This window comes from Streptomyces sp. NBC_01197, assembly GCF_036010505.1.
Lineage (GTDB): Bacteria > Actinomycetota > Actinomycetes > Streptomycetales > Streptomycetaceae > Streptomyces.
This window is the reverse complement of sequence record NZ_CP108569.1, coordinates 5,107,026-5,131,428: the sequence shown is the minus strand read 5'-3', so window position 1 is coordinate 5,131,428 and position 24,403 is coordinate 5,107,026. Positions and strand designations below refer to the sequence as shown.

Annotated in this window: 18 protein-coding genes and 1 tRNA gene; 7 read left to right on the top strand and 12 right to left on the bottom strand. The window is 71.0% G+C overall.

The genetic code is table 11. The features are described from left to right. Nucleotides 1-36: 36 nt before the first annotated feature. Nucleotides 37-1,815, bottom strand: a complete 1,779-nt coding sequence (locus OG452_RS23505) for a GTPase (protein ID WP_442810081.1) — start codon at nucleotides 1,813-1,815, stop codon at nucleotides 37-39. Between the two features lie 500 nt (nucleotides 1,816-2,315). Beyond that, the gene (locus tag OG452_RS23500) at nucleotides 2,316-3,917 is read right to left on the bottom strand and encodes a dynamin family protein (RefSeq protein ID WP_327299746.1); all 1,602 of its coding nucleotides are present in this window, start codon (nucleotides 3,915-3,917) and stop codon (nucleotides 2,316-2,318) included. Between the two features lie 337 nt (nucleotides 3,918-4,254). On the opposite strand from OG452_RS23500, the gene OG452_RS23495 reads away from it, so the two are divergent. Together OG452_RS23495 and OG452_RS23490 are read left to right on the top strand one after the other, a co-directional pair. After that, nucleotides 4,255-4,327: transfer RNA gene (locus tag OG452_RS23495), tRNA-Arg, on the top strand. A gap of 567 nt (nucleotides 4,328-4,894) precedes the next feature. Next, the gene (locus OG452_RS23490) at nucleotides 4,895-5,182 is read left to right on the top strand and encodes a hypothetical protein (RefSeq protein WP_327297562.1); all 288 of its coding nucleotides are present in this window, start codon (nucleotides 4,895-4,897) and stop codon (nucleotides 5,180-5,182) included. Nucleotides 5,183-5,218: 36 nt separating this feature from the next. Here the strand turns inward: OG452_RS23490 and OG452_RS23485 are convergent, their stop codons facing one another. Next, a complete protein-coding gene (locus OG452_RS23485) occupies nucleotides 5,219-5,707 on the bottom strand; it encodes a MarR family winged helix-turn-helix transcriptional regulator (protein WP_327297561.1) in 489 nt (162 codons plus the stop codon). Nucleotides 5,708-5,954: 247 nt separating this feature from the next. Here OG452_RS23485 and lgt point away from each other — a divergent pair, with 247 nt between their 5' ends. After that, nucleotides 5,955-7,010, top strand: a complete 1,056-nt coding sequence (lgt, locus tag OG452_RS23480) for a prolipoprotein diacylglyceryl transferase (protein WP_327297560.1) — start codon at nucleotides 5,955-5,957, stop codon at nucleotides 7,008-7,010. A gap of 79 nt (nucleotides 7,011-7,089) precedes the next feature. Here the strand turns inward: lgt and OG452_RS23475 are convergent, their stop codons facing one another. The 4 genes from OG452_RS23475 to OG452_RS23460 all read right to left on the bottom strand — a co-directional run bounded on the left by OG452_RS23475 (nucleotide 7,090) and on the right by OG452_RS23460 (nucleotide 13,223). Further along, nucleotides 7,090-8,496 (bottom strand): MFS transporter, encoded by a 1,407-nt coding sequence (locus tag OG452_RS23475; RefSeq protein ID WP_327297559.1) that lies wholly within the window; start codon nucleotides 8,494-8,496, stop codon nucleotides 7,090-7,092. Between the two features lie 221 nt (nucleotides 8,497-8,717). Further along, entirely contained in the window at nucleotides 8,718-10,187 is a 1,470-nt protein-coding gene (locus OG452_RS23470; protein WP_327297558.1) for a purine-cytosine permease family protein, read from the bottom strand. Between the two features lie 140 nt (nucleotides 10,188-10,327). Continuing rightward, nucleotides 10,328-11,986: an amidohydrolase gene (locus OG452_RS23465; protein WP_327297557.1), complete on the bottom strand. Its 1,659-nt coding sequence runs from the start codon at nucleotides 11,984-11,986 to the stop codon at nucleotides 10,328-10,330. A 334-nt stretch (nucleotides 11,987-12,320) separates the two neighbouring features. Continuing rightward, nucleotides 12,321-13,223 (bottom strand): Lrp/AsnC family transcriptional regulator, encoded by a 903-nt coding sequence (locus tag OG452_RS23460; protein WP_327297556.1) that lies wholly within the window; start codon nucleotides 13,221-13,223, stop codon nucleotides 12,321-12,323. A gap of 161 nt (nucleotides 13,224-13,384) precedes the next feature. Between OG452_RS23460 and OG452_RS23455 the strand changes: the two genes are divergently transcribed. Beyond that, complete coding sequence (locus OG452_RS23455) at nucleotides 13,385-13,840, top strand: tellurite resistance TerB family protein (protein ID WP_327297555.1); 456 nt, start codon at nucleotides 13,385-13,387, stop codon at nucleotides 13,838-13,840. Nucleotides 13,841-13,984: 144 nt separating this feature from the next. Here the strand turns inward: OG452_RS23455 and OG452_RS23450 are convergent, their stop codons facing one another. From OG452_RS23450 to OG452_RS23440, 3 genes are read right to left on the bottom strand one after another with little or no spacing between them, the layout of a single operon-like run. After that, entirely contained in the window at nucleotides 13,985-14,269 is a 285-nt protein-coding gene (locus OG452_RS23450) for an EamA family transporter (RefSeq protein ID WP_327297554.1), read from the bottom strand. 30 nt (nucleotides 14,270-14,299) lie between these two features. Next, the gene (locus OG452_RS23445; RefSeq protein ID WP_327297553.1) at nucleotides 14,300-15,220 is read right to left on the bottom strand and encodes an ABC transporter permease; all 921 of its coding nucleotides are present in this window, start codon (nucleotides 15,218-15,220) and stop codon (nucleotides 14,300-14,302) included. Then, entirely contained in the window at nucleotides 15,217-17,832 is a 2,616-nt protein-coding gene (locus OG452_RS23440) for an alpha/beta fold hydrolase (protein ID WP_327297552.1), read from the bottom strand. The genes OG452_RS23445 and OG452_RS23440 overlap by 4 nt, the downstream gene beginning before the upstream one ends. A gap of 243 nt (nucleotides 17,833-18,075) precedes the next feature. On the opposite strand from OG452_RS23440, the gene OG452_RS23435 reads away from it, so the two are divergent. Next, the gene (locus OG452_RS23435; RefSeq protein WP_327297551.1) at nucleotides 18,076-18,762 is read left to right on the top strand and encodes a hypothetical protein; all 687 of its coding nucleotides are present in this window, start codon (nucleotides 18,076-18,078) and stop codon (nucleotides 18,760-18,762) included. 112 nt (nucleotides 18,763-18,874) lie between these two features. After that, nucleotides 18,875-20,305 carry a PE-PGRS family protein gene (locus OG452_RS23430; RefSeq protein ID WP_327297550.1) on the top strand — a complete coding sequence of 477 codons (1,431 nt, stop codon included), beginning with the start codon at nucleotides 18,875-18,877 and terminating at the stop codon, nucleotides 20,303-20,305. 41 nt (nucleotides 20,306-20,346) lie between these two features. Here the strand turns inward: OG452_RS23430 and OG452_RS23425 are convergent, their stop codons facing one another. Further along, nucleotides 20,347-21,216 (bottom strand): aminoglycoside phosphotransferase family protein, encoded by an 870-nt coding sequence (locus OG452_RS23425; protein WP_327297549.1) that lies wholly within the window; start codon nucleotides 21,214-21,216, stop codon nucleotides 20,347-20,349. A 138-nt stretch (nucleotides 21,217-21,354) separates the two neighbouring features. Here OG452_RS23425 and OG452_RS23420 point away from each other — a divergent pair, with 138 nt between their 5' ends. Further along, complete coding sequence (locus tag OG452_RS23420) at nucleotides 21,355-22,275, top strand: hypothetical protein (protein WP_327297548.1); 921 nt, start codon at nucleotides 21,355-21,357, stop codon at nucleotides 22,273-22,275. A 58-nt stretch (nucleotides 22,276-22,333) separates the two neighbouring features. Here the strand turns inward: OG452_RS23420 and OG452_RS23415 are convergent, their stop codons facing one another. Next, nucleotides 22,334-24,214 carry a phospholipase C gene (locus OG452_RS23415; RefSeq protein ID WP_327299745.1) on the bottom strand — a complete coding sequence of 627 codons (1,881 nt, stop codon included), beginning with the start codon at nucleotides 24,212-24,214 and terminating at the stop codon, nucleotides 22,334-22,336. Between the last annotated feature and the right edge of the window lie 189 nt (nucleotides 24,215-24,403).

Here is a 24,403-nt window from a genome sequence, read left to right as displayed (position 1 = left end):
GCCCCGGCGAGGGCCCGCTCCGCTCGCGCCTGTGGATTACTTGCCGGTTGTGGACAACCCGTTCACCGTCACGTACTGCTCCCGCACCTCCCGATAGCGCACCAGCTCGGCCGCGACCGGATCGAGCACCTTCGCCCTGCCGCACGCGGCGGCCGCCTCCCGCAGCCTGCGCTCCACCTCCTGCCCATACCGGTGCGCGGGCCCCCGTACGGCCATCCCGCACGCCCACTCCACGAGCGGGCCGCCCACGGTTCCCGCCAGCATCACCAGGACGGGCGTCAGCGGAGCGACGTCGAGCACGCCCACCATCACCCCCAGCAGCCAGAGCACACCCAGAATCTGGTGCACGGTGGTCATCACCTGGGCCAGCACGGCCGCCGGCCACCAGGCGGGCCGCCCCGAACGGCCCCCCGGCTCCTGCGCGACGGTGGTCACCGCCAGCTCGTCCAGGGCCTCGGGAAGCCCCTCGGCCCCGCGCGCGGCCGCCTCGCGCACCGCCTGCGCCCAGGGCGCCGGAAGCCCGTCGGCCGCCTCGTCGGCGACCGTACGCACGGCCAGCTCCACTTCCTGCCGGGCAGTGGCCTCGGTGCCCCCGGGCCCCGGGCCGGGCTCCGTCGGTACCGGTTCAGGGCCGCCGGGCGCGCGCGTGGACTCGTACCAGCGCCAGATCCGCATCCACGGCGTTCCGCACGCCTTCACCGCGTTCCGGCTCCACTCGCGCTCCGCGGCCTCGCCCGCGGCCAGGGCGCCGACCGCGTCGCCGAGCCGGTCACCGAACTGCTCACGCGCCAGCTCTCCGAGCCCGGCGTGACCCTCGGCCACATACACCGACCTCAGGTCGTCCGCCGCCGCGTCCACATCGGCGGCCAGCCGCCGCGCCGGGGCACCACGCTCGCGTACGAACCGGCCGACCAGCTCCCGCAGTTCGCCCACCCCCTCACCGGTGAGCGCCGACAGCGCGAGCACGGTCGCCCCGGGCTCGCCGTGCTCGCCCAGCGCCATGCCGTCCTCGTCGAGCAGCCTCCGCAGGTCGTCGAGCACCTGGTCGGCAGCCTCGCCGGGCAGCCGGTCGATCTGGTTGAGCACCACGAAGGTGATCTCGGCGTGGCCCGCGAGCGGCCTGAGATAGCGGTCGTGGAGTGCGGCGTCCGCGTACTTCTCCGGGTCGACCACCCAGATCACCGCGTCGACCAGCGCCATCGCGCGGTCCACCTGGTCGCGGTGCGCGGTCACGGCCGAGTCGTGGTCCGGCAGGTCGATGAGGACCAGCCCGTGCAGCTCGTCGCCGGGTCCCGCACTCATCCAGGGCCTGCGGCGCAATCGCCCCGGGATGGCGAGCCGGTCGAGCAGCCCGGCGGCGCCGTCCGTCCAACTGCAGGCGAGGGGCGCCGAGGTGGTGGGCCTGCGCACCCCGGTCTCGGAGATCGCCACCCCGGCAAGGGCGTTGAAGAGGGTCGACTTGCCGCTGCCGGTCGCGCCCGCGATGGCGACCACGGTGTGCTGCGAGGAGAGCCGCTGCCGGGCCGACGCCTCGTCCAGCACCCGCCCGGCCTCGGCCAGCGTCGGGCCGTCGAGACGCGTACGGGAGAGACCGACCAGTTCCCGCAGCGCGTCCAGCCTGGCGCGCAGTTCGGCGCCGTACGAGACGGAGCGCGGGAAGTCCTCGTACGACTCGGGCAGGGGGCCGAGGCTGAAGTCGCGTGCGGTGCCCGGTGCGCTGTCGCCGCGGTCGGCGGCGCGCCGGGCGATGAACCCGTCGTCCCAGCGGTGGCCGGCCTGCTCGGGCATTTTGGCCTGGCCGGAGAGCCCTGACATCCCTGATACTCCCGACATCCCTGACACTCCAGACATCTCCGCCGGCCCTGACCGCTCGGAGGCCCCGGACGTAACGAATGGACCGGACGGACCGGATGGATCCGACGGACGGGACGGACCGGGCGGTCCCGACGGGCCGAGCGGACCGGACGAGACGGCGGCCGGTGTATTCAGGGTTGCCCCCGAGGACATGCCGGAAGCCGTGACGGAGCCCGTGTCCGAGTCGCCGGGTACCGCGCCGGACGCCGTCTTCGAAGCCGTGTCCGCGTCGCTGGACACCATCGCCGATGCCGTCCCCGGCGCCACGCCGGAGGCCCCGGGCGCGGGAGCCGCGTACGGCTCCCGCACCCCCTGCGGCGGCTCCTGGCTCTCCCTGGCCCCCGACCGCTCGGGTCCCGCACCCGCCTCCGCCACTCCGGTCACCCCAGCCGCTCCGGTCACCCCAGCCGCTCCGGTCGCCCCAGCCGCTCCGACCACATCTGTCACCTCGGTCGCCTCGGTCATCGCAGGCACTTCTCCTTCTGTAGTACGGACAGCGCGGCGATCAGTTCGGCCTGCGACTCGGGACCCACGTCGAGGGCGTCCAGCGGTGCGAGCCGGCGGTCGCGCTCCGCGCCGAGCACGTCGTCGATATATGTGCTGACCAGCTCGGCGCCCTTGTCGCGCAGCCTCAGCGCCCCCTGCGCGCCGATCCGTTCGGCCAGCCGCTCCCCCGCCTTGCGCGTCCGGCGCCCGCCCAGCAGTGCGGCGGCCAGCAGCGCGGCGACCGCCTCGGGTTCCGGCGCGGCCGAGCGCTCCAGCTCCCGCACCTCTTCCTCGGCCAGCTCCTCCAGGACACGGCGCCAGCGCCGCACGGCGAGGCCGACCCGCTCGCCCGCCTCCCCCGCCTCCGCCTCAAGACCGGCCGCCGCGGGCTCGCGCCCCCAGCTCTCGCGGACCCGTTCGTCGGCGGCGGCCACCGCGCACTGGAGCAGCACGGCGAGGCTGTCCGACAGCGCGTCGAGCAGTTCGCCCGACGAGCTGTCCAGCGGATAGCCGCGCCAACGGGTCCTGGCGTCCCCGGCCAGCACCGCGCCCGCCCTGAGACGCGCCCGTACACGCTTGCCCTCGCTCCCGTACGCCTCCACGACGGTGCCGGTGAGCCGTACCGCGGCGGAGTACTGCATGGCGACGGCAGCGGCCAGTTCGGGCATCCGCGCACCGAGCGAATCGATGACCCCGCGCGCCGTACGGTCGACCGACTGCTGTCTGGTCGCGGGGTCCTGCACGTGCTGGGTCAGCCATGCGCGCAGCGGTGCCACGGCGGTGGTGGGCAGCAGTCCGCTGCCGCCGCCGGCGGACTCGGGCAGTTCGGGGATCGTGAAGCGCGGCGCGTCCCCGAGCCCGGCCCGGGTGAGCAGCGCGCCGTACTGCCGCGACACCTCGCCGACGACCTGGTGGGGCACCCGGTCGAGCACGGTGACGAGCGTCGCGTCGTACTCCTTCGCGGTACGCAGCAGATGCCAGGGCACCGCGTCGGCGTACCGGGACGCGGTGGTCACCATGACCCACACGTCGGCGGCGCAGATCAACTCGGCGGCCAGTGCCCGGTTGCCCGCGACGAGCGAGTCGATGTCGGGTGCGTCGAGCAGTGCGAGCCCGCGCGGCAGGTTCGCCGCCACTTCGACCCGCAGCGCACCGCTGGTGGCCCCGTGCGGCTCCGGGGTGCCGTCGTCGCCGGTGTCGTCCTGCTGCGGAAGCCATACGCGGGTGAGGCGCGGCAGCACGCGCAGCCCGGCGAACCAGTGGTGGTCGTCGGGATGGCAGACCAGGACCGGCGTCCGGGTGGTGGGCCGCAGCACTCCGGCCTCGCTGACCCGGCGGCCGACCAGCGAGTTGACGAGCGTGGACTTCCCCGCGCCGGTCGACCCGCCGATCACGGCGAGCAGGGGTGCTTCCGGAGCTCTGAGCCGGGGCACCAGGTAGTCGTCGAGCTGCGCGAGCAGCTCGGTCCGCGTCCGGCGGGCGCGCGGTGCGCCTGGCAACGGGAGCGGAAGGCGCACGGCGGCGACTCGGTCACGCAGGGCGGAGAGTGCGTCAATCAGCTGAGGCCGTACATCCAAGGTCACCACATGCGAAGAATGCCCAATTTCATTGGCTTTTTGAAGCGTATAGGCCCTTGTGCGGGCCAATAGTGGGCGATCAGGGCCGTTCGGACACCCGGACCACTCGGGACGAGTGGGACGCAGGCATAACGACTGCACAACACCCGGGACCCGAGGAGCCAAAAGCGGTGCGAGATCCGCACCCGCCTGCGATTATCAGTTCGCTTCACTGAACCTCCACATCGTGCCACGGAGGTGAAGCAACGGGGAGCAGGTGAATGGAGCCCTATCCTGGTCCCTGGCAAGGTCGCGCACCCGTACAACCGGGGCTCCAGGCCGCCGAGGCCACGATCCGGCCCCCGTAGCTCAGTGGATAGAGCAGGCGCCTTCTAAGCGCTTGGCCGCAGGTTCGAGTCCTGCCGGGGGCACTCTCGCCGCACAGCGGCCGGGCCCTCCCACCGGGAGGGCCTTTTCGCTGGTCCGGGTCGCTGGTGATGGCACCGTAGCGAGAGCCCTGTAGCGAGCACATAAGCGCCCGAAACCTCCCCAGGTCACGGGGAGGGTCCGACGCCGTCCGGCTGTCGTGACGGCGTCGGAGTCCGGAGAGCGAGCCTTCCCTCGCCCACCGCGGTCGGCAACGGCACCCGCGCTCAACGGGCCGAACCTGAAGGCGCCTTCAGGATGCTTCAGGTCAGCTTCAGGATGCCTCCGGCAGGGTGGAACCCATCGGCACACACGGTGCCGGAAGGCCACCCGAAGGAGCCGTCGTGAAGCGCCACTTCAGCACGGGGAATGAGCCATTCGAGCCTTCGTGACACCACGATCACGTTGAGTACACCTAAAGTCACAGCATGGATTCGGCCGTCATCAGCCGGTGACGATCGGTCATGTACGGGACGAGCCCTCATAAGAGCCCTCACAAGCCTGGAGCTTCCGGCGCCGGATCGTGCCCCGAGCCCGAGCCCCGGGAATCCAACCGATCGGCAGGAGAAGTCATGAGCACTGCAACGTCAACGCGTACCCAGACGGAGTCCGGCGAACTGTGGGCGAGCGGCGGGCCGCTTGAGCTGCACACCGTGCCGCTCGACCCCAAGGTGATAGCGGAGCTCGCCGAGGTCAGGGTGCCGACCCCCCGGTCCGTCCTCATCGGCTGGGTGGACGTGCCCCCTGGGGACCCTCGCGGGGCGACCAATCACGCCCTCTACCTCACCCCTGGCGGCTACGCCTACCGCGTCACGACCTACCTCGACGGCCGTCGCATCAACGGCGCGAACTCCAACTGAGCAGCAAAATGAGCCTGCCGGGCGGGGCTGCCACGGTCACTCCCCGGAGTCGTCCAGGTGTTCCGCGATCCGGAGCAGGGCCGGCAGGGCCGCCCGGACCGTGTCGCGGTCCGCGTCGCCCAGGGCCGCGAGCGCGGCGCCCAGGCGGCGTTCGTGCGCCTGAGCCCAGGCGGTGAGCTGGGCGCGGCCCGCGTCGGTGAGGACGACGACGGAGGCCCGTCGGTCGGCCGAGTCGACATCGCGGGTCACCAGACCGGCCGTGATCATCTGCCCGATCAGGCCCGATACCGTGCTGGCCGCCAGATGCTGGCGGGTGGCCAGGTCGCTGATGCGGGCCGGGGAGTGTTCCGCGAGGACCTGGAGCAGTTCCACCTGGGCCATGGGCAGGGTCTCCCACGGGTAGTCGGTGCGGATCGACGCCCGCAGCGAACGGCGCAGGCGCGTGACGGCCTCGGTGAGCAGTCGCGCGTCGGACGTGTGGTCGTCCGACGGCTTACGGGTCCCGGATCGGGGCTGGGGCGGCATACGCGAACTTTACTGACCCCCAGCACCGGGGTCACAGGCTCGGGGCCACAGCGGCAGCAGCGGCAGCAACAACGGCCACGCGGACACCCGCTGCGGAGGCAGGCGCCGCAGCTGCACAGCCCGCGCTCGCAGGGGGTCACGGCCCCCGACCGCAGGGGCCACAGGCGGAAGTTTCGGTCTCCGAGGTAATCTCGCTCGGGTTCCCCCGGCCCCGGTCGGCAACCTCACGTCGAGAGCGGTCCCGCCGATGAACCTGGCGTACATTCCCAGCCCTTCCCAGGGTGTCTGGCATCTCGGGCCCTTCCCGATCCGGGCGTACGCGCTGTGCATCATCGCGGGGATCTTCGCCGGGGTGTGGCTGACCGGCCGCCGCTGGGCGGCCCGTGGCGGCAACCGCGACCACATCGCCGACATCGCACTGTGGGCCGTGCCGTTCGGTGTGCTGGGCGGGCGGCTCTACCACGTCATCACCGACCCCGAGCTGTACTTCGCCGCCGGCAAGCAGCCCATCCGCGCCCTGTACATCTGGGACGGCGGGCTCGGCATCCCCGGTGCCGTCGCCCTCGGCGCGGTGGGCGCGTGGCTGGGGTGCAGGCGCCGGGGCATCAGGCTGGCGGACTTCGCGGATGCCGCCGCTCCCGGCCTGGTGCTGGCTCAGGCGATCGGGCGGTGGGGGAACTACTTCAACCAGGAGCTGTTCGGCGGTCCCACTCATCTGCCCTGGGCCCTGCTGATCGATCCCGCGCACCGGCCGGCGGACAGCCCGACCGTCGCCTTCTACCACCCGACGTTTCTCTACGAGTCGCTGTGGGATCTCGGCGTGATGGCCCTGCTCCTCTGGCTCGACCGGCGCCACCGGCCGCGCAGGGGACGGCTGTTCGCCTGCTATGTGCTGGCGTACACCGCCGGGCGGGCCTGGATCGAAGCCCTGCGGATCGACCACGCCAACCACTTTCTGGGCCTGCGGCTGAACGACTGGGTCTCGGCCGCGCTGTTCACCGGGGCGCTGGTGTACCTCATCGTCACCCGCCGTCGCGACGGTGCCGACACCGGCCTCGGTGCTGACACCACTTCCGGAAGGGGCAGCGGCTCGGACTCAGGCTCGGGCACCGGCACCGGCACCGGCACCGGCTCCGGCTCCGGCTCGGGCTCGGGCTCGGGCTCGGGCTCGGGCTCGGGCTCCGCGAGCGAAGCCGGCCATGAGAGCGACACCGGCTCCGGTTCAGCTGCCGAGTCCGCGGGCGATGGCTCCGACAGCTCACAGGGCGCTCCACCTCCCGACCGTGACCCGACGGACCGGTGACGCACGCACCAGTGACGCGCACACCACCAGCCGTACCCAGCCCTGCCCCGGCCGAGTCCCCGCTTACGTACGCGACTGATCACGTACGCGACCGAGCCCCCGCCCGGGGCCCCGAACCCGCCGCGTACACCGCCACCAGCGCCGCCATGAGCAGGACCAGTACGGCCCAGCGCGGGCCGTCCGGCACTCCGTGCGCCGGGGCGAGATGCAGGGCCAGGGCCACCAGCGCGACGCCCAGGGCCGTACCCAGGCCACGGGCCATGTTGACCAGTCCGCCGCCGGTGCCCGACGAACGCGCCGGGATCGCCCCCATGATCAGCGTGTTATTGGCCGGGGTGAAGATGCCCAGCCCCAGCCCGAGCACCGCGAGAAGCAGCGTCAGCGGTCCGGGAGTCAGCGGTGCCAGGACCACCGCCACCAGCGCCGCCACACAGATCAGCGCGCCCAGTACACAGCGGCCCCGGTCGCCCAGCGCCGCGGGCAGGGCCCTGTCCGCTGCCGTGGCGGCGACCGCGAAGCCGACCGGGAGCGCGGTCAGCACCAGCCCCGCCGTCAGCTCCGACGAGCCGCTGCCCGTCAGCACGACCGGGACCAGCACCAGGGGGCCGAAGAGCACCAGGTAGCCGCAGAGCGCCCCGATCAGCCCGGACGACACCGCCCGCACCCGCAGCAGCGCCAGGTCGAGCAGCGGCACGGCGGCCACCCGCTGGCGCACCGCGAACGCCCAGCCGGCCCCTGCGGCCAGCACGAACAGCGCGGCGACACCCCAGCCGGGTACCGGCAGTCCGGACGCGGCCGAGACCCCGAGCAGCCCGCTGGTCGTCGCCACGACGAGCAGCGCCAGGCCTGCCCGGTCGAAGCCCTCCGACCGCAGTCGGCTGCGCGTCCTCGGCAGCAGATAGTGACCCGCGACCAGCGCGAACAGCCCGATCGGCACATTGATGCCGAAGACCCAGCGCCAGCCGAGCGTCGCCACCAGCGCGCCCCCGACCGTCGGCCCCAGCGTGAGGCCGAGGGCCTGGGCGGCGGCCTGCACGCCCAGCGCGGTCCGCATCCGTTCCCGCGGCGCGCTGGTGGCCACCAGCGCGACGCTGTTGGCCTGCATCATCGCGGCGCCCGCCGCCTGCACCACCCGGAAGGCCACCAGTGTCGCCAGCGAGGGGGCGAGACCGCAGGCGGCCGAGGCCGCGGTGAAGACCACGAAACCGTAGAGGTAGAACAGCTTGCGCCCGTGCGCGTCCGACAGCCGGCCGATCGGCACCAGCAGGGCCACCAGCGTGAGCAGGTAGGCGAGGGACACCCACTCGACGGCCGCCAGCGACGCGTGGAACTCCGTGCGCACACTGCCGTACGTCAGCGTCACGATGCTCGCGTCCAGCTGCCCCATGAAGGCCCCGAAGCACACCGTGCCCACCGCGAGCCACCAGGCGCCCGGCCGCAGCCGGATCCGCTCCGGCCGGGCACGCTCCCGCAGGAGGACGCCCATCCACGAAGGGTGCCGTCCACCGGTAAGGGCCATGCGCCTGCTCACGTCTCCTCCACTCGCACGCCGGGTGCCGGGCCGCGTCCCCGCGAACACGACGGCAGGAGCCGTCGCCGGGGTTCGTCCCACAGAAGAAGATTACATCGGATACCGAAATACTTTGTCGCCGATGCGTTGCCGGGGCCCACAAGCCCCCGAAGGTGCGCCTTCGAGCAGCTCTCCCGTTACGGGCGGCTCACCAGCCCGTCCCTCTCCCGCTCCCCGCGCACCCGCCGCCCCGCCAGCAGCAGATAGGCCGCCCCCGAGACCACGATCGGCAGGAACCAGGAGAGGTCGGCGCCGCCCAGCCGGCCGCTCAGCCAGCTGGGCAGGAGGGGCGAGTTGATGGTGAGCAGGCCGGTGGCCATGCCGCAGGCGAGCGCGATCAGACCCTGGACGTTGATACCGCCGATACCCCAGTAGCGGCTGCTCCGGTCGCTGGTGTGGATGTCGTGCTGGTCGTAGTGCCAGCGGCGCAGGATGCCGTCCACGATCCAGACGGCGGCGAACGGGCCCGCCCAGACGTTGACCAGGGAGAGGAACTCGTTCAGCGCGGTCTCGAAGTCGTACACGAAGAGGATCAGCAGCACCGCGGCCAGCGCCAGGGTGGCGTCCAGGGCGGTGGCGAGCCAGCGCTTGAGCGGGATGCCGACGGCCTGGATGGCCAGCCCCGACGAGTAGAACACCGAGGCGTTGTTGGAGATCGAGCCCAGGAAGCAGGCGGCGATGTAGAGGACGTACAGCCAGCTGGGCACCAGTGGCCGGACGCCCGCCACCGGGTCGGTGAGATCCGTACGGGTCGCGATCAGGACGCCCGCGATGCCCAGGTAGACGGCCATTCCCGCGCCGCCGCCCAGTACCCGCGGGAAGACCTTGCGGACCGGGGTGTCCGATGGGAGGTAGCGGGCGTAGTCCGGCGAGACCACCAGGTACGACAGCGAACCGGACGCGATCAGCGCGGCGGCGGAGACGATCAGCGCGAGCCAGTGGCCGCCCGAAGCCGGATGCGGCGGCTGCCAGTTCCAGTCCACCCCGCCGATGGTGAAGCAGAGCAGCAGCGCGAAGACCACGGCCACCGCCACCGCGAAGTACGGCTGGACCTTCACCAGCAGCCGGTGGCCAGTGACCGCGATGACGATGGCCGCACCCAGCACGAGCAGGGTCGCCAGGACCTTGCCGGGCGCGCCGGAGTGGTGCCAGCCGAGCCGGCCGAAGAGGGCGAGCACGGCGAAGACCCCGAGGAGGCCGTTGACCGTCTTGAAGCCCAGCGACATGGCCCAGGTGAACAGCGCGTTGACGCGGTTGCCGAACACGCCGAAGGGCGCCCGGCTCAGCGTGAGCGCGGGCAGTCCGGCGCGCGGTCCTGCGATCGAGCTGTACGCGACCAGGCCGAACAGCGCGTTGCCGACCACCACCGCGACCAGGGCCTGGACGAGGGAGAGGCCGAGGGCGATGGCACCCGCGCCGAGCACGAAGAAGAACTGGTAGGAGTTGATCCCGGCCCAGAAGAAGCCCAGTTGGCGCGGGGTCATATAGCGCTCGGACTCGGGGATGAAGTCGTAGCCGTGCTGTTCGACCGCGCCCGACGCGGGGCCGCCGCCTGTGCGTTCGGCCGCGTCGGCCCCTGGCCGGTCCGGATGTGCGGTGGTGCTCATCGGTGGTGCTCCTTCACGGTGGCGGTCGCCGGTGAGGGCGGGCGGGGTGTGCCGTAATCGGTGAACAGCCTGGGTTCAGTGGGGCGCCGGATCGGCGGACGTACGGACGTGGAGAGGTGCGACGCAGGGACCCAGGCCGGTCAGGCCGTGGCGGACCAGACCAGGCGGGCGCCGATCCAGGTCTCGTCGACGCCGGCCGTGGCGAGCTGGGCAAGGTCGTCGGTCGCGTACGGGTCGGCGGCCGTGATGACGAAGTCGGCGAACGCTCCGGCGCGCAGGCTGCCCACCTCGTTCTCGCGGTGCAGCGCCCGCGCTCCGCCGAGCGTGTGCGCGCGGATGCCGTCCGCGACGGCGAGCCGCATCTCCGGCGTGCCGAGCCGGGTACCGAGCACGGTCTCCCGGCTCGCGGCGGCGGCGACCGCCTCGAACGGCCGGGGCGGCGCGACGGGCGCATCCGAGCTGAACGCGAACTCCGTGCCCGCCGACTGGAGCAGGCCCGCCGGGTTGTAGCGGTGGCCCATCTCGCCGATCGCGGTGAGCGTGCCGTCGCCGGTACGGAGGTGGTGCTGCGGCTGGAGCACGCCGTGCACACCCAGCTCCCGCATTCGGGCGATCTCGGCGTCGGTGGGCAGCCCGCAGTGCTCGACGCGGTGCCGGGCGTCCGCGCGGGGCGTGTCGGCGAGCGCCTTCTCGACGGCGTCCAGGACCATGCCGATCGCGTACGGGGACTGCGCGTGGGTCGCAGTCTGGAAGCCGGCCCGGTGGGCGCGCAGCACCAGGTCCGCGTACTCGGCGGGGTCGTGGTAGAGCTGCCCGTGGTTGCAGCAGTCGGCCGCATAGCCCTCGGGGAAGTACGCGGTCCAGCCGCCCAGCGTTCCGTCCGCGTAGAGCTTGACGCCCTGGATCCGCAGCTGGTCGTCGCCGAGCTCGCTGCCGAGACCGAGGTCGAGGGCGGTGTCGAGCAGCGCCGACGTCAGATAGACGGAGGTGCGCATCCGCAGGTCGCCCGCGTCGCGGGCGCGCAGATAGGTGGAGAGCTCGCGGCGGGAGGCCTGGGCGTCGCCGATGGTGGTGACCCCGGCGGCGAGGAAGGTCTGCTGGGCGCGGAGCAGATGGCCGCGCATGACGTCGGCCGGGTCGTCGAGGTGGAAGTTCGGGCCGTGGTTGGTGATCTTCACGCCGTCGGGGCCGGTCAGCAGATCGCAGGCGCCGTCCCACAGTTCGCCGTTGGGCTCGCCGGAGGGCGTACGGCCGATGCGGCCGCCGAGCGGGTCGGGGGTGCCTGCGGTGATGCCGTACTTGCGCAGGGTGTAGGTGTTCACGACACCACCGTGGCCGGACGCGTTCATCACGTAGACCTCGCGGTCGGTGGCGACCCGGTCGAGGTCATGGCAGGTGGGGTGGCGGCCCTCGGCCAGCCTGCGGTGCTCGTAGCCGAAGCCGCGCAGGGCGGCGTCCGGCCGGAGCCCTTCCGCGTGGCGGCGGAGCGCGGCGACCAGCCCGTCGATGTCCGCGACGGTCTCGGGCCGTACGTCGGCCCAGGCGAGGTTCTGTCCGTACATCACCGGGTGGCAGTGCGCGTCGACGAAACCGGGCAACAGTTGGCGTCCGCCCAGGTCCAGCCGCTCGTCCACACGGCCGTCCAGTGCGGCCCGGCACTCCTCGGCCGTGCCCGCGTGCACGATGCGCTCGCCGCGCACCGCGAGGGCCTCGGCGCGGCCCGCCGGGGTGAGGGTGTGGACGGTGCCGCCGGTGATGAGAAGGGTGCGGTCCGGGTGTGCTGCGGGCGTGGTGGCCATGTGGGTGCTCCGGTAGTACGGGGAGGGGCGTGCGGTCTCCCGGTGGGCGGGCGCTGCTGCCGGGGCCGGGCGTCGGCTTATGTGGTTCAAACAGGCACCGGGCGGCCCAGCGCCACGGGAAACGAATCGACACCCGAGAGAGGCATGTGCGAGCGATTCGCTGAGTGCGACAGTACGACGCAAGCGAAAAATTATCCAGAGGGGTGGATGAAGAACTTTTCACTTGCGGTGGAGGGCGGGCGCGAGCGAACCGCGTGCGGACGGGGAGGGACGGGCGGGTGTGGGAAATGGGTGGCGGTGACGGGGAAGGAGGAAAGGGAAGAGGAGACCGCTGTCAGCTCGTGGTCAGCGAGTCGTAGCGCTCCTTGACCAGCTCCAGGTGGAGCCAGCTCTCCAGACCGTGTACGCCGTCCAGCGCGCGCAGTTTCTCCAGCGAGACCAGCACATCGGCGAGAGTCTCGCCGCCCACCGTGCCGATCACGTCCGCGCGGCCCACACACTCGGCGGCGAACTGCACCTGCTCGGTGGCCAGCAGACCGCCCACCGCCGCCGCGCCGCGCACGTCACCGGAGCGGCGCATCGAGAAGCCCGCGAGATGGCCCATACCGAGCGTTCCCGGACGGACCAGGGCCGCGACCCGGAAGACACCGGCGTCCAGCAGGCGCAGTGAGCGGGCCCGCGCGGCGGCGGCCGACATGGCGATCCGGTCCGCCAACTCGGCGTAGGACATGCGCCCGTCGGCCTGGAGCGCCCGCAGGATCGCGTGATCCGTCTCGTCGAGGCTCACCACGCCGGGCGAAGTCACCGGCAGATAGGGGTCCTTGAGTACGCGCGTGTACGGGGTCGTGTCGACACCCCGTACACCGGGCAGCCGCGCCACGTCCGCCACCAGGGCGCTCAGCGCGTCGAAATCGGACGTCCGCAGCTCCGCGATGACCGGGCGCCGGCCTGCGGTCAGCGTCACGAAGACCGCTTCGGAGAGCCCGGCCACGGTCCGCGCGACGGGTTCGGCGGGCCCGACGAGGTCAATGGCCACATGCGCGCTGACCGTGCGCCCGAGCACCGCGGGGTGGATGACACCGACGATCCGCAGGACCCCCTCCTCGGTCAGCCGCAGCGCCCGTGCGCGGGCGGCGGCGCGGGAGAGACCGACGCGCGCGGCGAGCGTCTCGTAGGACGTGCGGCCGTCCTCCTGGAGGAGGTGGACGAGCGCGAGGTCGGTGGAGTCGAGGTTCATCGGACAGCCAGTCTGCCACGCGCACCGGAACCGCCGGCCGCCGTCCGGGCCCGGCGGCCATCGCCGAGTGACACCGCAGCGGGCACTTCCTGACGGGTCCGGCCGTTGTCTCTCCGTAAAGAGTGATCAAAATGGTCACGTGGTGAACGAGGAGACGGCTGATGGCCCTGTGGGACCGCTTGAAGGACTCTGCGAAGACGATGCAGACGCAGCTCGACGCGAAGAAGAACGACCTCAAGAGCGGCGGATTCCGGGATGCCAGCATGGCCATGTGCGCGCTGGTCGCCGCGGCCGACGGCTCGATCGACCCCGCGGAGCGCCAGCGCGTCGCCTCGCTGATCGCCACCAATGACGTCCTGACGAACTTCACGGCGGACGACCTGCAGGCGCGCTTCAACGACTACTGCCAGAAGCTCACCGCCGACTTCGACTTCGGCAAGGTCAGCATCCTGCAGACCATCGGCAAGGTCAGCAAGAAGCCCACCGAGGCCCGCGCCGTCATCCAGATCGGCATCGTGATCGGCGGCGCCGACGGAGACTTCGACAAGTCCGAGCGGGCCGTGGTCCGCGAGGCGTGCTTCGCGCTGGGGATCGCGCCGACGGAGTTCGACCTGTAGTCCGAGGTGGCGCCCGCCCCTTGCCCCACTCCGTGATGACCACGGTGTGAGGCGAGGGGCCACCGACGCAAAGGGGCCACCGACGCAAAGGCGCCACCGTGGCAAGGGGTTACGCGCTGAGCAGGAGCACGCTGATCACCAGCATCACCGCTGCCGTAACGCCGTGGATACCGAGCACCTACGTCTCCGCGCCCGCTCCCCGTCCGGGCAGCACGGGAGCCGGGGCCTGGCGCCGCCCTCCGCATGGGAGCCGTAGCCTCCAGCGCTGGGCAGGGCGGAGACCAGTACCAGCCCGCCCAGCAGGAGCACCCCGCCCGCCACACCTGAGGGGCTCAGCCGCTCCCCGAGCAGCGCGATCCCCAGCACCGCGGCGGCCAGGGGTTCGGCCAGGCTGAGCGCGCCGGCGGTGGCCCCGCTCTCTCTTCCCACCCCGCATGGCCGCCGCGGGGCCGCCCTCCGCTACGACACGATGTCCTTCCGGGCGAACCCCCTGAAGGCCAGCGCGAAGAGGACGAGCGCGTACGCCACCGACACGGCCGCGCCCTTGACCATGCCGCCCCATTCGAGCTGAGGCTGGAGTGCGTCCGCCCAGGCGAACTGCCAGTGCGCGGGCAGGAAGTCGCGCCAGGAGCCGAGCGCGGTCACCGCGTCCAGGACGTTCCCGACGATCGTCAGACCGACCGCGCCGCCGACCGCTCCCAGCGGCGCGTCCGTCCTGGTGGAGAGCCAGAACGCGAGTGCCGCCGTGACCAGTTGGGACACGAAGATGAACGCCACCACGAGCACCAGCCGCGGCACCGTGTCCCCCGCTGCGAGCGAGCCCCCGGTGGGCAGCTCCAGCGGCCCCCAGCCGTACGCGACCGTGCCCACCGCGAGCGCCACCACCGGCAGCACCACCATCGCCGCCAGGCTGAAGACGAGGGCAACCGTGAGCTTGCTCCACAGCAGCCGGGCGCGCGGCACGGGCGCGGCGAGCAGATAGCGCAGCGATGACCAGCCGGCCTCCGATGCCACTGTGTCGCCGCAGAACAGCGCGACCGGCACCACCAGCAGGAAGCCCGCCGACACGAACAGGCAGGTCGCCGCGTAGTTCGCGCCGGAAGCCGTCGCGGTGTCCAGCAGCGTCGGACCGTTCCGGCCGCTGCCGCTGGGGGTGCCGCCGACCGCGAACGCCGCGACCAGGATGAACGGCAGCGCGACGAGCACCGCGCCCATCGCCAGCGTGCGCCGCCGCCTGAACTGCCGTTTCGCCTCGACCAGCAGGGGCAGCGTGTGCCGTGCGCGGTATCCGGGCGCGGTGGCTGTCGCGGGGTCAGGACGAGCGGGGCCCCGGAGGGCGGGGTCGGGGGCGGCTGGGTCCGGGAGGACGGTCGTGCTCATACGGGTTGGCCTCCGATCAGGGTGAGGAACGCGTCCTCCAGGCGGCGGTGCGGTCCCATGCCGGTCAACGGCACGTCCAGCCGCAGCAGTTCCGCGACGAGGACCGCCGGGGTGGCTCCGTCCAGCCGGACGAGCAGTCCGTCGTCGGTGCGTACGGCGGAGCCGATGCCGGGCAGCGCGGCCACCTTCCCGGCCAGCGCCTCCGTGATCTCCTCGGCGGCGGTGACGAGGAGGGTGTCCCCACTGCCGATGATCTCGGCGACGGGTCCGGCCTGGACGAGCTGTCCGTGGTCCATGACGACCAGATGCGTGCAGGACTGCTCGACTTCCGCCAGCAGATGGCTGGAGACGATCACGGTCCGGCCTTCGGCCGCGTACCGGATCATCACGTCCCGCATCTCGCGGATCTGCGGCGGGTCGAGTCCGTTCGTCGGCTCATCCAGGATCAGCAGGTCGGGCAGGCCGAGCATGGCCTGGGCGATGGCGAGCCGCTGCCGCATCCCCTGCGAGTACGTACGGACCGCGCGGTCCAGCGCGTCGCCAAGACCGGCGATCTCCAGCGCCTCGGCGACGTGCGCGTCCTCGGTGGGGCGGCCGGTGGCCTGCCAGTACAGATCGAGGTTGGCCCGCCCGGAGAGGTGCGGCAGGAACCCGGCCCCCTCGACGAAAGCGCCGACCCGCGAGAGGACGGGCGCACCCGGCCGGATCGCGTGGCCGAACACCCGGATCTCGCCGCCGTCAGGCGTGATGAGCCCCATCAGCATCCGCAGCGTGGTGGTCTTGCCCGCGCCATTGGGCCCGAGCAGGCCGAGCACCTGGCCCTTTCCCACGTCGAAGGACAGATCACGGACCGCGTACCGGTCGGCGGACCTGGCGTACTTCTTGGTCAGCCCGGTGATCCGCAGCGGCAGATGCGCCAGCTCGGGGTCGGGTGCGGGGACGGACCTCACCCGCCGCGGCACCAGCAGCACGGCCGCGATCAGCGCGCCCAGCGCCGGAAGTCCCCACACCCACCAGGGGAACCCGGCACTCGCGGTGCGCAGCGCCGGCACCGTGGGGACGGTCAGTGGTCCGGCCGACGAGACGGTGTACGTGGCGGGGGACGCCGGGGACGCGTAACCGAGGTCGGTCGACGCGAGGACCAGCCGCAGCCGGTGTCCGGCCTCGACCTTGTGGTCGATGGCCGGAAGGGTCAGCTCGACCGTCCGGCCCGCCTTCGCCCCGGTGATCCGGACCGGGGCGACGAGCTGGTGGGGCAGCACCTGCTGCTTGCCGTCCGGCGGCACGTCGTACACCTTGGCGAACAGGACCGCGTCCGGCGAGGACGACGTGACCCTGACCCTGGCCTTCGGTGCGCCGGTGACGGTGAGGGCGGTGGTCACCGGTGCGGAGTCGAAGTGCGCGTACTGGCCTGGGAAGTCCAGCGAGAGCCCGACCCCGAGCCCCGAGAGCTGGGAGAGCGCGGCGACGCCCGGTACGGCGGAGATCGCGGGCGGCGCGCCGCCTGCCGGGTTCTCCACGGTCTGCTCGCGGCCGGTGAGCGCGAGTGGGTGCCCGCCGCTCTCCAGGCCGGGGTAGTGGCCACTGCTCGCACCCCTCAACTGGGCCGCGCCATCGGTCGAATCGACCCCGCCCGTACGGGTGACACGGAAGGCCGGCCCGGTGTCGGCGCCCTTGTCGCCCTTGAGATAGCGGTCGAACCAGGAGGCGATCCGTCCGTTGATCCGGCTGCTCTCCCCGTCGCCGCCGTCATGCCCGCCGGCGATCCAGTCGACCGATACGGGCGCGCCGTTGGCCTTGATCCGCTTCGCCGCGGCATCGGCCTGGCCCAGCGGGAAGAGGGAGTCAGTCTGGCCCTGGACGATCAGCGAGGGCACCTTGATCCGGCCGCCCACCCCCGATGGGCTCCGCTCGTCGAGCATCTTGCGGGCGGCGGCGTCCGGCTTGCCGCTCCCGGCGACCCGGTCGTACATCGCGCAGAGCTGTTTCTCGAAACGGGCGCAGCCGCCGCCGGAGTTGATGAAGATCCCGGCCCAGAGCTTCTTGAACACCCCGTCCGGGAAGAGCGAGTCGGCCAGGCTCCAGTAGGTGATCTGCGGCGCGATGGCGTCGACGCGGTGGTCGTACCCGGCGGCGAGCAGCGAGATCGCACCGCCGTACGAGGCTCCGGTGACGCCGACGCGCGGGTCGCCGGGCTTGTCCAGCTGGACTTCGGGGCGGGTCGCCAGCCAGTCGATCAGCCGGGACACGTCCTTGACCTCGTGGCCGGGGTCGTTGAGCCCGATGTCACCGGTCGACTTCCCGAAGCCGCGTGCCGACCAGGTCAGCACCGCGTACCCGTCCCGCGCCAACTGCTGCGCCTGGGACTTCACATCGTCCTTGCTGCCGCCGAAGCCGTGCCCGACCAGCACGGCGGGCCGCCGCCCGGAGCCGCCTGCGGTGAAGTACGACGTGTCGATACGCACCCCGTCAACCGCCATCAGCCGGTCCTCGCGGTGCACCGGCGCGGGCCCGTCGGACGCGACGGCCGTCCAGGTACCAGCCCCGGCGAGGACGGCGAGCGCGGCGGCCGCGCTCGCGAGGACCCGGCCGCGGGGTTTGCGTAGCTTCATGCCTGAACCCTAAGCGCCTGCTCGGACAGTGCGGCGGGCCACGGGGTGGAACTGCGGGGTGTACTGGCGGAGTAGCCGACCGGGGCGGCGTACCGCGGGGGGAGTAGCCACCCAGGAGGCTCCGCCCCTGTCCAGCAATGTGGAGCATGACGGAGTACGGCGCGGGGCGTCGTCTCAACCACCATAGGATCGGTCCGGGCTCAGATCGTCTCGCTCGTCAGTGGGGTTCAGGAGGAGGCAACGGTGGGATTCGGCAGGGACAAGAAGGTCGCGGAACCTCCGGTGGAGCCAGTTCCCTGGGCGGATGTCAACGAGTTCGTTCTTGGATCAGTCGAACGACCCAAGACAGCGAAGCGCACACGTTCTGGATTCGGCCCTCGCGCCGTACGAGTGCCGCAGGGCGAAAAGGACATGCAAGTCCTCGCTCCTTGCGCTTACGTGGCGACCGCGGAGAAGCACACATTCCCTTCTGAACCCGGTCTGACTCTTTACGAGGACATCGAGCAGCAACAACTGCTCTGTTACCTCGATGCCCCACAGGAAGTGAAGGGCGAAAGGCATCACGTGGTGCGGGACGCGCGGGGGGACGTCATCGGAACCCTGCGGCGCGTTCCGCCCAAGCGCCCGTTCAAGCACACCTGGCGGATCGATCAGCCAGGACGTCCGGAGATCGTCGGACGCAACAAGATGGCGAGTGGCAGCGCCAAGGAAGTGGCAGGCCGGGCTGCGGGCAGGTTTGTCACCGGCGTCTTCGACGACTTGCTCAACCCGGGCCAAGGCGATCAGCCTGGGAGCAGATACCGGCCCCTGGAGTGGCGCTCCGGAGACGAGGTCGTCATCACATCCCTGGGCAGCACGAAGATCAATATTTGTGCTGCCTGGATCGACCGCCGTCTGGCTTTCGCGTTCGCCCTCGTCGGCGACAAGTAGCACGGCGCGTGGCCCGCTCCGTCAGCCGATGAGCTGGGCCTCACGCATTCTCAAGTCCGGGCGCCGCCGACCCATGCCCGGCGAACTGAACCCCCCGAGGAAATCAGCCCACATGAGGATGGCCAATCCCGATGATCTGGAACAGCTCGCCAAGCTCCTGGACGGGAAAGGTGGCGTACAGGACAATTTGGATGAGGCGTTCACCAGGGCATCTCAACTAGGCGTCTCCGGCCATCTGGCATCACTCAAACCGCTGCGTTCCTGGACCCATGACACCGGCCCGGATCTCCGCAAGCGGGCGTCGATCGCCAGACTGGAGAGCGGTGATCCAGAAGCCGGAATGCGGTGGGCCGGGTTTTCGTCGAAGGACCTTGAGGAATATCTCAAGGAGCACGACGGCACAGGGCTGTCACCGGACGAGATCCTGCTCGCCAACTCTGTCGCCGACAGCACGAGCCCCAAGGCGTCGGCGTTCAAGAGGGAGTCCAACGAGTCACTGAGCCACTGGATCGGCCGGATCAAGGCCCATGCACTGGAACAGATACCCGGGCTCAAGCCGCATGCGGCGACCATCGTCAGCATCATGGACCTGTATGGCGACTGGAAGTCGGTCGGCGGCACCACGGCGACCGTGACCATGCAGGGAACGGTGCTCACCAAGGTCTTGGTGGGCAACTCGCTCAAAGCGGGGGTCCTTGCGCCCTGGAAGGACCGCATCGGCACGGCACTTGCGAACTCCAGCAACCGCCTGTTCAAGTGGGCCGGGCCCAAAATCGTCGCTTACTCCCCGAAGATCCGCTCACTCGGCGCGCCAGGAAGCTGGTTCCCGAGCAAGCTCAGCCAGTGGGCACAGAAGATTCCGGGAACGCGAGGAACCATCGGGGACTGGACAGGCGAGGGCTACGACGTTGTGCGCCGCCTTTCCCTCATGAAGTCGCCCCTCTGGAAGGGTGTTTCCGTCAACCGGGCCATCGATTTCGTAGTGGGATCGGACTCCCTGGCGGCACGATACGGAGGCACCACCCACGCAGGCCAGGCGGTGTCACGAGCCGGCAATGCCAACCTTTTGAGGGTTACCGGCAATGTCTACTCGAAGGCTCGCAGCCTCAACTTCAGCCGTACCACATCACTGGCGAAGGGACTGGCCGGTGCTGGGAAGGTCGCAGGAGCCCTGCGGGGTGTCGGCATCGTCGGCAGCGTGGCCGCCACCGGGTTCAGCACCGCGAATGTCATCGCCCAGGGCAACCCCGTGGCAGCCTTCAAGAGGGAGGGCGCCGGCTACGTCGCCGATGTCGCCGAAGCGGGCTTCAACGCGTCGATGACTGCTGCCATGATCGCGCCCAACCCCGTCACCATCGGCCTCGCCGTGGGATTCGGGGTCGTCTACGGTGGCGCGAAGATCGTCCAGCACTGGGGCGACATCAAGAAGGGCGCCGGGAAGGCTGCCGACTGGGTAGGCGACAAGGCATCCAAAATGGGAGGCGGCATCGCTGACGGCGCCAAGAGCCTGGCCAAGCACGCGAACCCGGCGAACTGGTTCTGAGACAGCCCGAATAGCGGAAAGCGGCGGCGCGGGGATACCCCTCACTCCACCCGTGCCGTCCGGCCATCCGACAGCAGGAACGCCGGAGCGCCCGCGGTGAGCGGCGCGGTGGCGCGGCACCAGTCGAGCACCCGGTCCGCTGACATCCCGGGCACCAGCGCTGTCAGTGCGGCGATCCGGCGGCGCAGCGCCTCCTCGTCCTTCACCCCCTCGATGGCCCAGTCGGCCGCGTCGAAGTCCGGGTCGCCGAAGGTCGGACGGGGGTCGATGGCGACGAGCCGCCGCCCCGGGCCGGCCAGCACGTTCCCCGGGTGCAGATCGCCGTGCACCAGGCCGTCGGCCGGGCCGGTCCGCGCGAGAGCGAGCGCGGCGGCGCGTCCGCGTGCCAGTACCTCCGGGCCGTGGGCAGCACGCCGGGCCGCCATGTCGTACATGAAGGTGATGCGTTCACTGAGCGGCGGGAGCCGCGGTGTGCGGGTGTGTGGTGCCGTACGCAGGTCCGTGAGGAGCCGGGCGATGTCCGCCGTCCGCCAGCCGCTCTCCCGCACCCGGGTGCCCGGTTCGACCCCGGCCAGCAGCAGTGCCCCGGCGCCGAGATCGCTGGCCAGCAGCCGGACGACGGACGTCGTGGCGGACCAGGCGTTCAGCGCCTCTGCCTCCTGGGTGGCGACGACCGGATCCGGCGTCAGCTTCAGCCACACGGTGGGTGCGGTCCCCTCGTGGCCCCCGTCGCGCAGGCAGCGGTACACCCGGGAGGTGCCACCACCGCCGGCCTCTCCGACGTCGAGGCCCCAGCGGCGGGCGAGGCCGTCCACGAGCGTGGGAAGCGCGTCGTACCAGGGGTCGGCCATGGGCCCGAAGCGCGCGATCAGGCGGGCCCGGTTGCCGGGGGCCTGTCCTGTTGTCACCATCGCGCTCCTCCTGCTGCGCCGTCCCGTCGCACGGTCCGTCGCGCCAACGTATCCGGGGACAAAGGCCACCCGCATCCCGATTACCAGCGGTCTAAACTCCTCCGGTCACAAGCGAATTCAAGGGGTGGGGACATAAACATGAGTACGAAGGTGAGCAGAGTCGCGCTGTGCGCGGCGGCGGTTGCGACGGTCGTGGGGATGACCGGCTGCTCCGCTCACACGGCGAAGAAGACGGCCGAGGGGGTGGCGAAGGTCGCCGTCCAGCCGCTGGCCGCTCTTCAGCGCGCGATGGACAGCACGGAGAAGTACGGCTCGGCCGAGGTGCGCATGACCACATCGTTCCCCGCGCACTCGACCATAGTGGGATCGTCCTCCGAGAATGAGCCGATCACGATGGAGGGGACGTACTCCTGGGGCGACGGCCTCTCCTTCGATGTGCAGACGGACGCGAAGTCCACCGGACTGGACGGGCTGACGTCCGGCAAGAGCGTCAACATGCTGCTGGTGAACGGCGCGTACTACTACCACGTCGTTCCGCGGGCGAGTGGCCAGTTGAAGGGCAAGCACTGGGTGCGGGTCGATTTGTCGGCCGTCGTGGGCGAATCCGGTGCCGCCGCGCTGACCGGCGGCAGTGACGATCCGACGCAGGGGCTCAAGTCCCTGAAGTACACCCGGAATGTCAGGCGAGTCGGAAAGGAGACCGTGCTCGGCAGGGAAACGACCCATTACCACGCCACGCTGTCGAAGGACGATCTCGGAGCGGCCGGATCCGCGCTCGGGTCCGATGACAAGAAGCGACTGCTCCAGCAGTTCCCCGGCTCGGTGGACTCGATCACCTTCGATGTCTGGGTCGACAACCATGACATGCCGGTCAGGATGAAGGAGGACCTCGACTCCATGAAGGTGTTGGTCGACTTCAAGAAGTTCGGTCCCGCGAAGCCTGTGCAGACGCCGTCGGCCTCGGACACAGCGGACCTGAGCGACACATTGCGGCAGATGCAGACGCGCCCGCCGGGCCAGATGGACACGTCGGGACAGACGGCACCCCTGATGCGCTGAGCAGGCATGCACCCGCCCGCCCGTCCGCGACGGACGGGCGGGTGCGTGCCTTCCGGGCTCAGCCCTCCGTACGGCCCCTGCGGCGGCGCACCACGAAGGCCGCGCCTCCCGCTGCCACCAGCACCGCCGCGATCCCGGCCGGCAGGGCGGCCGACGACGGGGCGCTCGCCGCGACGTCACTGGACGCCAGGTCGGAGCGGGTCGCGGCCACCGAGCCGTGTGGGTGCGACGGACGCGACGGCTGCGCCGGGATATGCCGCACCGACTGCACCGATCCGTCCGTGTTGAGCAGCACCTGCTGGTTGTTCGGGTGCTTGAAGTCGAAGGCCGACGTCAGGGAACCCGCGCGGGCGTCGAAGGAGGAATCACCGATACGGCCGGTGTGCCAGTTGTCCTCGATGAACCTGGTGACCGACGCCTGCTCGGTGCGGGTGTGGTCGACCGAATTGACCTTGCTGTACGGGGAGATGACAAGCAGCGGCTGCCGGGTGCCGGGGCCGCAGCGGTCGGCGTAGCCGCCGGCCGACCGGGGGCCGGCCTGACAGGCCGGGCTGTCGGTGGCCTTGCCGTTGGAACCGGTCGTGGTGTCCTTCGAGCCGTTCTGGGGCTTTGCGTACGCGTGGTCGTACCAGCCGTCCGAGTCGTCGTAGGCGACGACGACGGCGGTGTCCTTCCACTCCGGGGACTTCTGGAGCTTGTTGATCTGCCCGACGAGGAAGTGCTGCTCGTCGGTCGGGTCCGAGTACCCGGCGTGGCCGTCCTGGAACTCCGACGCCTTCAGGAAGCTCACCGCGGGCAGCCGGTCCGCCTTCAGGGCGCTGTCGAAGTCGGTCAGGTCGTAGTTGTGGTTCGCCTGCCCACTGTGCCCGATCTCGCCGACGTTCTTCGGGGCCAGGTGGTGCGGGTTGGACGTCGACTTGTAGTACTGGAAGGGTGAGTGGTGCGGGCTGTAGTCGACGGACGCGGCGCCGCCCACGTTGGTGTGGGTGTTCCCCGCGCACTTCGCGTAGTCGCCCTGCTTGCCGCTCCAGGCGGTGCTGGGCCGGAAGCCGCCCTGGAACCAGCCCCAGCTGACGTTCTTCTTGTTCAGCAGGTCACCGATGTTGCTGCCGTGCATCGCGGCCAGCGTGTTCTTGCTGGTGTGGTCGCTGTTCGAGCAGTCGTCGTATGCCGGGTCGGGGTCGTTGATGACCGTGCCGACGCCCTTGGCGTCCGGTGAGACGACCGTGTACGCGTCGGGCTTCGCCGTCTGGTCCGGGTGCTCCGTGCCGGACGCCGGGTCGACGGAGGTCACGCCGTGCGTCTGGCCTGAGATCAGGTTGAGCGCACCGGGCGTGGAGGGGCCGTAGTTGGAGCTGTACGAGTTGTCGCCGAGCGTGTAGTGCTGGGCGTAGTTCCACAGTCCGGTGACCGTGTTGCCGTCGTAGTAGTCCATGACCAGGCCGGGCTCGCCGAAGAGGTTGCCCGAGCACTTGCCGGAGTCGGTGTTCTGGACGTACTGGTCGGCCTTGCCGCCGTTGGCCGCGTACTGCTCGGCCCCGTAGTTGTGGTTCTGGTCGCAGGTCAGCGCCTGCGACGAGGAGAGCCTGCGGGGCGTGTACTGGTTCGGGTTGTTCTTCAGCAGCCCGGCGTTGCTCAGGGTGTTGATGTTCTTCGGGGTGCGCGGGTCCGCCGTGAACTTCGTACCGTCGGTGTTGGCCGCCTTCGGGTACGTACCGAAGTAGTGGTCGAAGGAGACGTTCTCCTGGAAGATCACCACCAGGTGCTTGACCGGGGTGGCGGTCGAGTGGCTGCCGCCGTGCTGACCGTGTCCGGGCCCCTGGGGGCTCGCGAACGCGGGGGCCGAACCCCCGAGGACGGTGAGCGCCGCAGCTCCGGCGAAGGCGCCCCACCGTATCGCCCGCCGTCCGGGCCCCGCCGTTCTCCCTGTGCTGACCATGCTCTCCGTGCCTCCGCTGTTGGCTGTCGGCTTATCGCTCACGCGGAGGATGCTGCGCGGGCGCCACGACCGGGTGGCTGCGCGTCCGTGTCGCCGGGGTGAACAGCCAGTCACGAAGTCCGGGGGAAGACTTGACCGTTCCTTGGGAGAAGGAAGTTCGGGACTGCCGGCCGCGATTGCCGGGCAGGT

Excerpts from the sequence above, each read along its gene's own strand:
- OG452_RS23420 (WP_327297548.1), top strand. The coding sequence starts at position 21,355 with ATGAGTACGAAGGTGAGCAGAGTCGCGCTGTGCGCGGCGGCGGTTGCG.
- OG452_RS23490 (WP_327297562.1), top strand. The coding sequence starts at position 4,895 with ATGAGCACTGCAACGTCAACGCGTACCCAGACGGAGTCCGGCGAACTG.
- OG452_RS23460 (WP_327297556.1), bottom strand. The coding sequence starts at position 13,223 with ATGAACCTCGACTCCACCGACCTCGCGCTCGTCCACCTCCTCCAGGAG.
- OG452_RS23415 (WP_327299745.1), bottom strand. The coding sequence starts at position 24,214 with ATGGTCAGCACAGGGAGAACGGCGGGGCCCGGACGGCGGGCGATACGG.
- lgt (WP_327297560.1), top strand. The coding sequence starts at position 5,955 with ATGAACCTGGCGTACATTCCCAGCCCTTCCCAGGGTGTCTGGCATCTC.
- OG452_RS23455 (WP_327297555.1), top strand. The coding sequence starts at position 13,385 with ATGGCCCTGTGGGACCGCTTGAAGGACTCTGCGAAGACGATGCAGACG.
- OG452_RS23470 (WP_327297558.1), bottom strand. The coding sequence starts at position 10,187 with ATGAGCACCACCGCACATCCGGACCGGCCAGGGGCCGACGCGGCCGAA.
- OG452_RS23430 (WP_327297550.1), top strand. The coding sequence starts at position 18,875 with ATGAGGATGGCCAATCCCGATGATCTGGAACAGCTCGCCAAGCTCCTG.
- OG452_RS23445 (WP_327297553.1), bottom strand. The coding sequence starts at position 15,220 with ATGAGCACGACCGTCCTCCCGGACCCAGCCGCCCCCGACCCCGCCCTC.
- OG452_RS23475 (WP_327297559.1), bottom strand. The coding sequence starts at position 8,496 with ATGGGCGTCCTCCTGCGGGAGCGTGCCCGGCCGGAGCGGATCCGGCTG.
- OG452_RS23440 (WP_327297552.1), bottom strand. The coding sequence starts at position 17,832 with ATGAAGCTACGCAAACCCCGCGGCCGGGTCCTCGCGAGCGCGGCCGCC.
- OG452_RS23485 (WP_327297561.1), bottom strand. The coding sequence starts at position 5,707 with ATGCCGCCCCAGCCCCGATCCGGGACCCGTAAGCCGTCGGACGACCAC.
- OG452_RS23425 (WP_327297549.1), bottom strand. The coding sequence starts at position 21,216 with ATGGTGACAACAGGACAGGCCCCCGGCAACCGGGCCCGCCTGATCGCG.
- OG452_RS23465 (WP_327297557.1), bottom strand. The coding sequence starts at position 11,986 with ATGGCCACCACGCCCGCAGCACACCCGGACCGCACCCTTCTCATCACC.
- OG452_RS23505 (WP_442810081.1), bottom strand. The coding sequence starts at position 1,815 with ATGTCAGGGCTCTCCGGCCAGGCCAAAATGCCCGAGCAGGCCGGCCAC.